Consider the following 11,711-nt stretch of genomic DNA (forward strand, 5'->3'; position numbering starts at 1 on the left):
TGCAAAGCAAAGCTTTGTTTTCGAACCCCTGATTTCCAAACTTTGTCTTTTGACTTCGGACTTCCTTCTTCTGTCATCCAACATTACTACTTCCCTTCGAATTCGGCATTTAATTTTTCCAGCACTTTATCTGTTAGATCCGCACCTTCTTCTCCATACATAATAGTTCCATTTCCAGTGGCACCAAAAATGACTTTGTATCCGTTCTTTTTCCCGTATTCTTTTACAAAATCATTGATATCATTGATAACTGTTTGTGTTACTTTTTTGTCTTCGTCTTGTAATTGCTTTTGTACAGCTTGTTGATAATTGTTAATCTGTTGTTGTTTATTTCCTAATAACTGCTGTTTTAGCTCTAGTTCCTTTTTACTAAGGCTACTGCGCTCTTTTTCATATGTTTTTAGTTCTTTTTGCCAATCTGCTAATAAACTATCTACATTAGACTTCATGGTTTTTGCTTTCTCATCAAATTCCGCTTTTACAATTTTGGTTCGTTTATAACCATCTAAAAGTTTATTTACATCTACATAGACTAAATCTGATGAAGATTGTAGGTAAAAGAAAGATGCTACTGCAATGGCAAGTGCTATAATGGAGATGGGTAGTGCTAATTTGTTCATTTGTTTTGTATTTGTTTTGACTGACAGTTGTCAGGTGTTCGATGTCCGAAGTTTGTTGTCAGGAGCTTGATGTCAATTGTGTTCTAAAACGGAGCTTTATCCTCGGTCTTCTGACTTCTATCTTCCGACTTTTATCTTTTTTTGTTATAATTCTTACTTTTTTTTATTTTTTGTTGATTAATGCTTCAATTTTTGCTAATCTTTTTTCCAGTTCTTGGTTGTTATTTTCTAAACCTTGAATCTTATTTTTTGCTTCTTTTAATTCTTTCTCTTGAGCTATAGTGTATAATGTGAGCTCTTCAATTTTTTCTAATAATTGTAGATTCATTTGCTTGAGTTCGATACCATTCTTTTCCATTTCTACTGCTGAAGGGATATTCGGTAAGTGTCCTTGATCATTGATATAGGCTTCTACTTCTTCAATAGATTTTAGATCATAATCTTCTAGAAATACATAATCAGGCGCTACTGCGCCGTTAAGATCTACTTTTACTTCTTGAGTATGAATATCTCCTTTTACGGTAAGTTTTGCATCTGGATTGGCGGTTCCAATACCTAATGCGCCTTCAATATATTGATTACCTACACTGTGTACTAGTCTGGCCCAATTTCCAGTACCTTCTTTGTTTGTGCTTCTAAAATACATCCTTGGATGTACGGAGTTGTTTTTAATTACAATTTGACCGTTATATCTATAATCTGCATTATTAGAACTATGATTCATGTTTATACCCCAAAACCACTGATTAGCTTCGGGAACATTGGCTGCATTGTAACTTTGATAAAAACCACTTTGCCATATTGTATTCCAGTCTGATGTATTATTTGGATCTTTAAGCAATAATTTTTGACTTTGGATCGTACCTATTACATCTAGTTTTTCTGAAGGACTTTGTGTACCTATTCCGACATTTCCATTGTTAGCAACGATTGTGTTGTTTTGAAGTTGAAATTCTGGTCTTCCCGATGTCGATCGAGATAATTTTAATACTGCTTCTTGAGTATCATTATTATCTGAAGCAGTAATATCTAGGTCAATGGCGTTTCCTCTATCATGAGTATTAAATCTCCAACGATATTTGTTTTCATAATTAGCAGATAAAATTAGGTTGTTAGAATTACCATTTGCCCCATAAATATCTAACTTGGCATCTGGATTTGTTGTGCCGATTCCTACATTTCCATTATTCCCATTAATTGTTAATCTTGTTGAATTATTAGCCAAAAGAAATACTTTTCTAGCTCCATCTCCTGCTAAGCCTGCTTTCATAGTATTGTCTGTTCTGCTCCATATAAATCTATCTGTTTCAATATTACTCCTAATTTTAACAGTACCATTTTCTATTTGAAGCTTTTCAGTTGGATTTGTTGTTCCAATTCCAACGTTGCCAGTAGATTCTATCTTGTTATCTTGAGCTTTAAGCCCAAAACTAATTGTCATAATAATTATTAATAATAATATTTCTTTCATCTCTATTTTGTTTAATAAATATTTATACTGGTGAGTGTCTCGTTCGTGTAGTTCGTTACTATTGAATTAAGAGGAATTAATTATGAAGCCTACTATATGGTTTGTATCTGGTAGTTACCTGTTTCAGAACCTTCTATATGAATAGAAGGGTTGCTATTAAAAGTTCTAATATTTCCATTTGGAGTAAAGAATACTCTGTTGATATTATTGAATGCAAAACCTATTCCTTCTGTTTTATGGATGTTAATACCATAACTAGTGTTGTAAATTGTTCCTAATGTTGGGTCGTTTGCTGCAAAAGTATTTGGGAGTCTCAGTTCATTACTTAAACGAATAACGGGAGCAACAATTTCATTGTTTGTTTGAGCTTCATTATTTGTAAATGTAAATTGAGAATAACTCTTAAATACGAATAAAATGATTGCAGTAAGAAATAAAAGATTCCTTTTCATAGTTTTATTTTATATTGGTCGTATATTAATTATATGATCTTTTCTAAGTCTTCATTTCTTATTTTTTAGTGAGGAGAGCTTCCAATTTTTCTAAACGTGTTTCTAGCTCACTATTTTTATTTTTCTGATTTTGTAGTTCTTTCTCTTGAGCTATGGTGTATAAAGTGAGCTCTTCAATTTTTTCTAATAATTGTAGATTCATTTGTTTGAGTTCGATACCATTTTTTTCCATTTCTGCTGCTGAAGGAATATTCGGTAAGTGTCCTTGATCATTGATATAAGCTTCTACTTCTTCAATAGATTTTAGATCATAATCTTCTAGAAATACATAATCAGGTGCGACAGCTCCATTAAGATCTACTTTTACTTCTTGGGTATGAATATCTCCTTTTACGGTAAGTTTAGCATCTGGAGCAGTGGTTCCTATTCCTAGGTTTCCACTATTTGTTAGACGCATGTACTCAGAAAGTTGGTGTTGTACATCAGAATCATAATTGTTATGATTCCTGAATAACCATCTAAACCCGTAGTTAGAACCTTCAAAAACACCTTTAGAAGTATATCGATTCGGACCTTTATAATTATCTTTTGGATCCTCATTATTTCTAGTAGCATTAAAACCAATATATCCAGCCCATTTGTTAGAACTTCCTCCCCAATTTGGTTCGTTAGTCCAATCCAATGTTAGTACTCCTGATCTCCCTACTCTGGTTTGACCTTCTACTTGTAGTTTTGCACTTGGGTTAGTGGTGCCGATCCCAATATTTCCATTTTGATGTATACCAAAAGAACCGTTTGCTGTTTTTAATAGAAGCCCATAATAACCTGCTAATTGAACTGATGATTTGTCGGTATTGCTAGAAAGACCTTTAAAATTCCCTCTTCCTAAACCGTACCACGGACTATCGTTTATTAAATCGTTTATACTTTCCAGCGAAAATTTATCAGCTCTAACTCCATTTCCAACAACATGAAATCTTGCCGTGGGACTATTTGTGCCAACTCCTACATTTCCATCTTGATTTATAGTAACATCACTACCATGGTTATTTACTCTAAATATCATACTGTTAGTAGTGTGGACATATTGCATTCCTCCGACAAAATTATCTTCGGTGTCGGAGAATCCATAATAACCGGTTTTATTATTTGGAGATAAAAGATTGATCATAGTATTATCATCATCCTCAACTGTTAAATCAGAAAAATCATGGGTTGAACCACCAGAACTTCCATTGTAAACATGAAGTTTCGTTGAGGGATTACTCGTGCCAACTCCTACATTTCCATTATTCCCATCAATGGTCAATCTTGTTAAATTATCAGCCAAAAGAAATACTTTTCTAGCACCATCTCCAGCTAAGCCCGCTTTCATCGTATTGTCTGTTCTGCTCCATATAAATCTGTCGGTTTGATTATTACTCCTAATTTTAACTATACCATTTTCTATTTGAAGCTTTTCAGTTGGATTACTCGTCCCGATACCTACATAACCATTCGTCTGAATTTTAAAGAAAGAATTTGTAAAATTGTTTTTTCCAAAATCAAAACCTTTAGCATCACTTATACGAAGGCCATAAGTGTTTTCTTCGGTATTTCCGCCACCATGTTTTAATGATAGATAATCACCAATACCTGATAACCAACCAGATTGGAGTAGTGGTCTTGTATATTGAGCATCTTCGATCTTGAAGACAAAATCTGTTTTGATTTCATTTACTCGACCACTAGATGAATTTAAATTTACTTGCGCCGAAGTTGGCAATGCTAAAAACATAAAAATTATAGCAAATAATACTGATTTGTTCATAGACCTATTGTTTCCCTTATTGTTTATTTTAAAAAAGCTGCAAATATAGATATCAGTATATTACTTCTATGAGGAAAAAACATGTTTGTTAACAAATGCTTAAAAATGTTAAAAACTAATGTTTAGCTCTTCTTGTTTTCATGTAAAGTGTCTGATAATGTATAAATTTCCGGCTCTTAATTTTTTGTTATATACTATAGTGTCAGTAATACGATAAATGTTACTATGAAAAATGAACTTTTTTTTGATTTTTTTTGATAGTGTTAAAATTTGGACTGTTTGGACTGTTTGGACTTCATTTTTTTGAGTAAAAAGGCTTACACAAGAGGTATGTTTAATAATGTTAAGGTTGATAAGTCTGATGTCGTAAATCCTATGTTTGGAGTCTTGCGTTTGATGTTATGAGTCGGATGTCCGAGGACTGAGGTTCCCGAAGTCCAGTTAAGTAGGGAGTTAGGAGTCAGGTTTTGGATGTTAGGAATCGAATGCTCGAGGTTTTGAATTTATTTTTTATCAGCTAATAACCTTCGTCTTCGGTTAGGAACTAATTTAACCGCTGTAAAAAAATGGTGCATTGTAAATGATTCTTCCCTGTTTTGAAATTTTTCTTTTTTTCAAAATTAGTATGAATAATATTACCAAAACTATAGCTTTGTTCCAAAGCGTAAATTACTTTTATTAAAGAACTGTAAGATCCTTGTAATGTGAAATTATAGGTAGTACTCGTTTTTTGCGAAGCTTCATCTTTATATATATGAGGCTCTTCGAAAGCTATAATAGTAAAATTAGAGGTACTTGATAGTGTATTTAAAGTTTTTAATAAATTATTTTGGATAGAATTACCCTCTACATTGTTCTGCTTTAGAATTTCATCTAATTGTTTTTCTTTATTAGCTAGTGCCGCCAATTGATTAGGTGCCGTTTCATAAGCATGCTTTTGCATTTCTAATGTATGGACCTGATCAGTGACAACAAAAGTTTTAGATATTCCATATTTATAAGCAAAAAATGAAACCAGTAATAAAGCTATTATTAGGATTATATTTTTATTTTTTTGTGTCATCAATCAGTTTAATTTCAATTTCGAAAATGGCAGTCTTTTTTTTCTGTATTCCATAGGATAGAATAGTCACTTTGTCCACAAAGTTTAGGTCTTCAATTTTATGAATCCAATTAGTGAAACTTGTTTTATCTAAAGAGTCTCCTGTTATTACTATTGCTTTTTGTTTAATAGTAATCGGTTTGTCATTTCTTAATGTTTTTAGAACAGGTTGATAGTTATATGATTTTAATAATACTGATAGTGGTAATGACTGAATTATTTGATCTGCATAATATGAACTTTTAGAAAATCCGGTAGAAAGGATACTTTGTACAATATTCTCCTTTGTGTTTACTATAAGCTGTTGTTTTTTTATAGTTTCTTTTTGAGTGTTATATACTTGCTCTTCTTCTTTTAATTCTTGTAATTTTTTATAGTTCGAATTAAAAACAAAAAAGTTAATGAGTAGGGCTATAAGTAAAAAACCAATTCCGTAGTATAAAGTTTTTTTAAAAAATCGAAGTTCTTTATGTGTTATTTCTAAAGTTGTATTCTTTTCGATAACATTACCGGAAATATTCGATATACCAGAAACTTTATGTAGAATACTGGCAAAGGGTAACAGATGAGAACTAGGGATCACTAAAGAATCAATTTCATAGTGTTCTATTTGTTTGTCATTTCGAGTAATAGATAGTAATTCTTCATTCTGTATAGTAATACTTGCTGTAAAAGTTAAGACTTTAGAATCTTTTATAAAAGGAATTAATGCTGTAGTTGTAAGATTTCCAAGGTCAATAGACGTGATGGCTATTTTAGCATCTTTATATGTCGAAATGATATCATCTACATATGTTTTTCTGCAGATGGAAATAAATGATTTTTCTGATGTTTTTAGAATTTGATAATAAAAATTGTCTACCTCTAAATTTGGATATGCTTCAGATACAATTTCCTGATCTGTTCCTTTGGTAACAATTTCTTTAGTTAATATTTGATTATCGGTTATCACCAAATGAGCTGAGGAGATATTCCTTTCAGGAAGATCTTTTAGATCATTAATCATGAATTTTTTTGCAATATCTAATTCACCGTTTTTCTTAGCGACTTCTACACCAATAATTACAGTACCGTTGTTATCTTCGGTGTGTTCAAAAGCATAGATAGATCTCTTTATAGGGTTATATGGTAATCTAAATCTGTTCATTAATAGAACACTGTTGGTTTGATAATTACATTTAACTTTTTCTTGGAGTCTTCTCTTCTTCTTTTACTAAATAACCATTTTATAATTGGGATCCTGGATAATAAAGGAGTTCCAGATCCAGAATCATTTTTAATTTTTTCTTCGATTCCGCCTAAAATAGCTACATCATTGGCTTGCATTCTCATAATAGAAGAGAACCTTCTGCTATTAATATCTGGCGGAGCGTCTTCTGCAATTCGCTCTCCACTAAAATTAGACTGTATTACCTGTATATCTAATGTAATCTGACCATCTCCTGATACAAAAGGTTTGAATTCTAACGCTAATTCAGCATCTATTGGTTGATAATTTACAATTTCTGAGGTTTGTGGATTTTGAGATCCAAAAATATTCTGACTAGTAATTGCATAATACGTTGTTTGACCACTAGACAAGTATGCTTTGTGACCATTTAATGTGCTTAGTTTAGGAGTGGATAAGATTTTGACATTCCCGTTAGATTCCATAGCCTTGATATCCATATAAAAGTTGGGAACTACATTACCCAAATTTAAAGATCCAAAACCATCGAAACCACCGATGATTCTATTAATTGTCTGTGCACCAAGGGTAATGTTTGTGTTAGGAAAAGTTGCCCCTTCTGTTGTGTTGGGTTGTTTTCCAATTCCAAATTCTAATCCAGCTTCGACTGTTGCACTTCTACTTACTTCCAGAATCATAACTTCGATAAGAATTAATGGAACTGGCTTATCTATATACTTAACAAAGTTTTTAAATTTTTCTACTCTTGTCCCAGATCCACTTACGATAAAGCTATTTAATTCTGTATCTATCTTTATATCTAAACCTTCTGTTACAGAGGCAGGGAAAATATCAGAAATTGATCCCGCTTGCGTATCGTTATTGCCAGAACCATTGGTTCTTCCGATATTAGAATTTATACTCCCTTGGTTTCTGTTATTAATTCTGTTTTGATTGAAATTAGAATTACCTTGATTTCCAAAAAAATTTGTTCCTCCAGTTACAAAATTATTATTTCCAAAGCTGCTACCTCCAAAACCACCAGCAGGATTAGCATCACCAAGCATGGCGATTGATCGATGCATCATTTGTATCATTTCGATCTTTTTAACTGTTAATTGATTTTCAGTTCCGAAATAATATACGTTTCCTTCTTTCTTAAAAGTAAAATTATTTGTGGTAGTATTCGTATTCTGGAAATTGCCTTGAGTATTTGAATTTGTATTTCGATTATTTTGATTACTGGATGTGTTATTTGCAGTACTGCTGTTAGCATTACTTTCAAAAATTTTGACTAATAAATCATCAAAACTAATAGCTTCAGCTTTTACGGTAACATTACCAGCATTCTCTAAAGGGGAAGCTGTAAAAATATTTAACCCTAAATCTTCTGATACATTGTTTATTAATTGAGCTACAGATGCATTTTTTAAATCTACAGATAAAACATTGTGTAGCGTATCTACAATTTTGTAATTAGTATTTCTTCGATTTCTTCTTTGTCTAGAAGTAGCGTTATTTCCATCATTTACTCCTGGAATACCTTCGAATTCATAAAACCCATCTTTAGTTTTATTAAATATTAAATCATTTGTTTCTGCTAATTTTTGTAATGCTAAATCGATAGGTACATTGCTAATGTATAGTGTTAAGTTTTTAGAATTTAATTCTGGAGTAAAAAGTAAATTCTTGCCAGAGAATTCGGTGATTTTTCGAAAAACCTTAGGAAGAGGATCATTTCTAAGATCTGTAGATAAAGTTCCAGCTGCAAGATCATAATTAATGATAGGCTCTTTTTCTGGAGCTATTTCCGCAGGTGGATTGTATTTTTTTAAGGATAAAATATTGCCAGTAAATTCTATATCTAATTGGTATTCTTTAACTAGGAATAGAAGAAGATCCTGTACATTAACATCATTAAAACCATTTACAATAGAAATAGAATTAAGATCATTAGAAAGGTTAATATTGATTTTATGTACTTGGGAAACTGCCCGTACAAAATTAGGAAGTGAAGTATTAGAAATATTCACGTTCACTTTCTCTGCTAAACCTGGTACTTCTACACTTAGAAGTTGTAATTTATTTTCTAGAGTAAGAAATCGAGCATTATCTTGTGATTGATTTTGAAAAGTATCTTGTGCATAAGAGAGTATTCCAAAACTAAAAATGAGATATATTAAAAATATATTTTTTTTCATAAATCTTAGTTATTAGCTAATAATGCATATACTTCTTCAACCGAAGTTACACCTTCCCTTACTAGGCGAATTGCATTATCTTGTAGCGTATCAATATTTTGGGTAGCAATATAATCATCGATCTGAATTTCGTTATGACGTATTGCGGTTTCTAATTCTTTTGTAATCGGAAGTAATTCATATATAGCTTTTCTTCCTAAATATCCTGTTTGGTAACAATAATTACATCCCACAGGGATGTAGTGGCTCTGGATTTCTTCTGGGATATCATATCCTAATGGAAAATCTTCAACTTCTGATTTTTTTTCTGTTTTACAATGAGTACATAGTTTTCTTACTAACCGCTGTGCAATACTCATGGTTAATGTACTTGCCAATAGAAAAGAAGGAACTTTCATATCAATAAGTCTAGAAATAGTAGCCCAAGCGGAGTTCGTATGAATTGTAGATAATACCAAATGACCTGTTAGAGCTGCTTTTATAGCCATATTTGCCGTCTTGTCATCCCTAATTTCACCTACCATAATGATATCTGGATCTTGGCGTAAGAAAGCGCGAAGAGCAGCAGGAAAATCAAACTCAATATCTTCTCTTAGTTGTACTTGATTTATTCCCTCTAATGTATATTCTATTGGATCTTCTATCGTTAATATATTAGAAACCTCTTTGTTAAGCTCTTTTAAAGTACCATATAAAGTAGTTGTTTTACCAGACCCTGTTGGACCAGAAATCAAAACAATACCTTGAGGTTTTTTGGTAGCCTCTCTATAAAGTTTTAATTCTTTATCTGTAAAACCAAGATCTTCTAATTGGATATCTTGTGTATCTCTACTTAATAAACGAAGTACTATTTTTTCTCCATGTAATGTAGGCATTGTGGATACCCTAATATCAAATTCTTCTGAACCGTTTTTAAAAGTAATACGACCGTCCTGAGCTAATCTTTTTTGAGAAATATCAAGCCCCGATTGTATTTTTATTTGGTTTACTAATTGAGGATATTCTTTATTACTAATAGTATACTGCTCTTTTAATTTCCCGTCAAGTCTTAATCGAACTCTACAAAATTTTTCATATGGTTCCATATGAATATCACTACTACCAAAATCTTTTGCGGTAGCGATTAATTTTTGTAAAAAATTATCCTCGTAGTGTAATTTTTGATGAGAAGCAGAAGTTGTTTTTCTATAATTTAAAGAAAGATAAGATTGTAAATTTTCTGTTGTTTCAGAAATAAGTGTAATCTTATGATTTAATATGATAGAGAGTTCTTTAGCTAATTCATCACTGTTTTTAGAATCAGTTTTGAATTGCACGATATCATTTTCTTTTAAAAAAGGAATGATTCGATAATGGAAAGCTTGATTAGAGGTAATCAATTGCTTCAGATCTACGGGTATTTCAAAAGAATCTATTTTCATTATATTATATATAAATTAATAGTGTCTGTAATCCAATTTCCCAAAAAAATAAAAATAAAAAACAATGACATATATCCTGCTAATGGTATAGTTTCATGTTTAGCATTCTTTTTAGTAATTAACCAAGTAAACAAAGAGAAAAGTATTGAAAATACAAATAGAATAATAAAACTAATCGTAGGAAAAGCAACCGCCAATACGGTAAAAAACAATGCGTCTCCTAAACCAAATACGTCTTTAAAAAATGAACGTTTCATGATAATTCTAGCATAGGCATACAGGATAAGCATTATAGAAACTATTACTCCAATATTAATCACAATAGAATTTTTAAAATGAATAGGAAGAACATTTTTATAATGTAAATATCCTAATAGCATCAAAAGACTAGGAAACAGAAACCAATATACTTTCCGATTCTTAATATCTTGTACTATAATATAGATAAGATTAAGTATGATAAGTCCTTTAAGCAACAACATTAGTCCTTAGTAATTTGTTTAGGATTACCATTTTGATCAATTTCCCATACGTTAAATATCCCATCACCATCAAAGTCAACAACTGCGGTTGCTCTTGCTTTAAAATTGGAAATAGAAGCTTCGATCATTTCATAACTATAATTTGCAGTGCCACCATTTTTAACAGTTAGAGGAGCTTCATAATTTATCTCATTAAAATCATTGGAATATTTCGAATTAAGATATCTATATTGGGTCTGCATACTACTGATGGATTTCAACTGAATCTTTGCTTCTTGTGCTTTGGTCTGCGCTATCAATGGCAAGAAATTTGGCAACGCAATTAGAAGTAAAATTCCAATTATTGCTAATACCAAAAGCATTTCCTGAAGGTTGAATGCTTTGACCTTATATATTTTATTTCTCATATAGATATAGCTTTTCTGAACTCCTGTTTCAAGTCTGCAAAAATATACTTTTTTGACTTACTTAGTAATCTGATATTCATTATATTGATTATAGTTAAAATATCTACTTATTATTATAGTGTCTTTAAGAGCAAATTTGTTACCATGAAAATCGAATAAAATTCTTTTTTAACTATTTTAAATTTATTTTCAGTAAAAGCATATTTCTAGTTAAGATGTTGTAAGCTATCATATTAAACAACGACATTTGTCTAAAAGTTTATATATGGACATTATCGATTACCTATTGGGTAGAGGAGGGTTTGCTATTTTGGCGTTGATTGTTGTTGTTATTCTACTATACAATAAGATCAAAGCACGTAGACAGTTTGGAGTATCTGATAAAAAGAAGAGAAAGTAAATCATACTTTTATTATCAAAGTTTACTTTTATAAGTAGGAATCAATAGTAGATTTAATTTATTCTGAAAGGTTTTTCTGGCAATACGAAATGTTTCGTAATTAAAATAAAATTAAAAAGTTTTATTTTCTAAAATAGTTGGTTTTAGGCTAATTATGCGAAACCAAATCTCTTATGC

11 protein-coding genes are annotated in these 11,711 nt (G+C 31.2%); 1 reads left to right on the forward strand and 10 read right to left on the reverse strand.

Going from position 1 to position 11,711, the window contains the following annotated elements; genetic code table 11:
* Window positions 1-86: 86 nt before the first annotated feature.
* The 10 genes from Q1A73_RS01200 to Q1A73_RS01245 form a co-directional block, all read right to left on the reverse strand.
* Complete coding sequence (locus Q1A73_RS01200; protein ID WP_299600623.1) at window positions 87-620, reverse strand: OmpH family outer membrane protein; 534 nt, start codon at window positions 618-620, stop codon at window positions 87-89.
* 163 nt (window positions 621-783) lie between these two features.
* Window positions 784-2,091, reverse strand: a complete 1,308-nt coding sequence (locus Q1A73_RS01205; RefSeq protein ID WP_299600625.1) for a tail fiber protein — start codon at window positions 2,089-2,091, stop codon at window positions 784-786.
* A 92-nt stretch (window positions 2,092-2,183) separates the two neighbouring features.
* The gene (locus Q1A73_RS01210) at window positions 2,184-2,543 is read right to left on the reverse strand and encodes a hypothetical protein (RefSeq protein WP_299600627.1); all 360 of its coding nucleotides are present in this window, start codon (window positions 2,541-2,543) and stop codon (window positions 2,184-2,186) included.
* 58 nt (window positions 2,544-2,601) lie between these two features.
* Complete coding sequence (locus Q1A73_RS01215; protein ID WP_299600629.1) at window positions 2,602-4,353, reverse strand: tail fiber protein; 1,752 nt, start codon at window positions 4,351-4,353, stop codon at window positions 2,602-2,604.
* Window positions 4,354-4,897: 544 nt separating this feature from the next.
* Window positions 4,898-5,416, reverse strand: coding sequence for a hypothetical protein (locus Q1A73_RS01220; protein WP_299600631.1), 519 nt, complete (start codon window positions 5,414-5,416; stop codon window positions 4,898-4,900).
* On the reverse strand, window positions 5,400-6,602 hold the full coding sequence (locus Q1A73_RS01225) for a hypothetical protein (protein WP_299600633.1): 1,203 nt from the start codon (window positions 6,600-6,602) through the stop codon (window positions 5,400-5,402). The genes Q1A73_RS01220 and Q1A73_RS01225 overlap by 17 nt, the downstream gene beginning before the upstream one ends.
* Window positions 6,602-8,824, reverse strand: a complete 2,223-nt coding sequence (locus tag Q1A73_RS01230; protein ID WP_299600635.1) for a type II secretion system protein GspD — start codon at window positions 8,822-8,824, stop codon at window positions 6,602-6,604. The genes Q1A73_RS01225 and Q1A73_RS01230 overlap by 1 nt, the downstream gene beginning before the upstream one ends.
* A gap of 5 nt (window positions 8,825-8,829) precedes the next feature.
* Window positions 8,830-10,245 carry a GspE/PulE family protein gene (locus Q1A73_RS01235; RefSeq protein WP_299600637.1) on the reverse strand — a complete coding sequence of 472 codons (1,416 nt, stop codon included), beginning with the start codon at window positions 10,243-10,245 and terminating at the stop codon, window positions 8,830-8,832.
* Window positions 10,245-10,727, reverse strand: a complete 483-nt coding sequence (locus Q1A73_RS01240; protein ID WP_299600639.1) for a hypothetical protein — start codon at window positions 10,725-10,727, stop codon at window positions 10,245-10,247. Before Q1A73_RS01240 ends, Q1A73_RS01235 begins: the two co-directional genes overlap by 1 nt.
* The gene (locus Q1A73_RS01245) at window positions 10,727-11,134 is read right to left on the reverse strand and encodes a prepilin-type N-terminal cleavage/methylation domain-containing protein (protein ID WP_299600641.1); all 408 of its coding nucleotides are present in this window, start codon (window positions 11,132-11,134) and stop codon (window positions 10,727-10,729) included. The genes Q1A73_RS01240 and Q1A73_RS01245 overlap by 1 nt, the downstream gene beginning before the upstream one ends.
* 265 nt (window positions 11,135-11,399) lie before the next feature.
* Between Q1A73_RS01245 and Q1A73_RS01250 the strand changes: the two genes are divergently transcribed.
* The gene (locus tag Q1A73_RS01250) at window positions 11,400-11,534 is read left to right on the forward strand and encodes a hypothetical protein (protein WP_299600643.1); all 135 of its coding nucleotides are present in this window, start codon (window positions 11,400-11,402) and stop codon (window positions 11,532-11,534) included.
* The last annotated feature ends 177 nt before the right edge of the window (window positions 11,535-11,711 follow it).

Origin of the sequence: uncultured Aquimarina sp. (genome assembly GCF_947492115.1) — a bacterium.
Classification (GTDB): Bacteria; Bacteroidota; Bacteroidia; order Flavobacteriales; family Flavobacteriaceae; genus Aquimarina.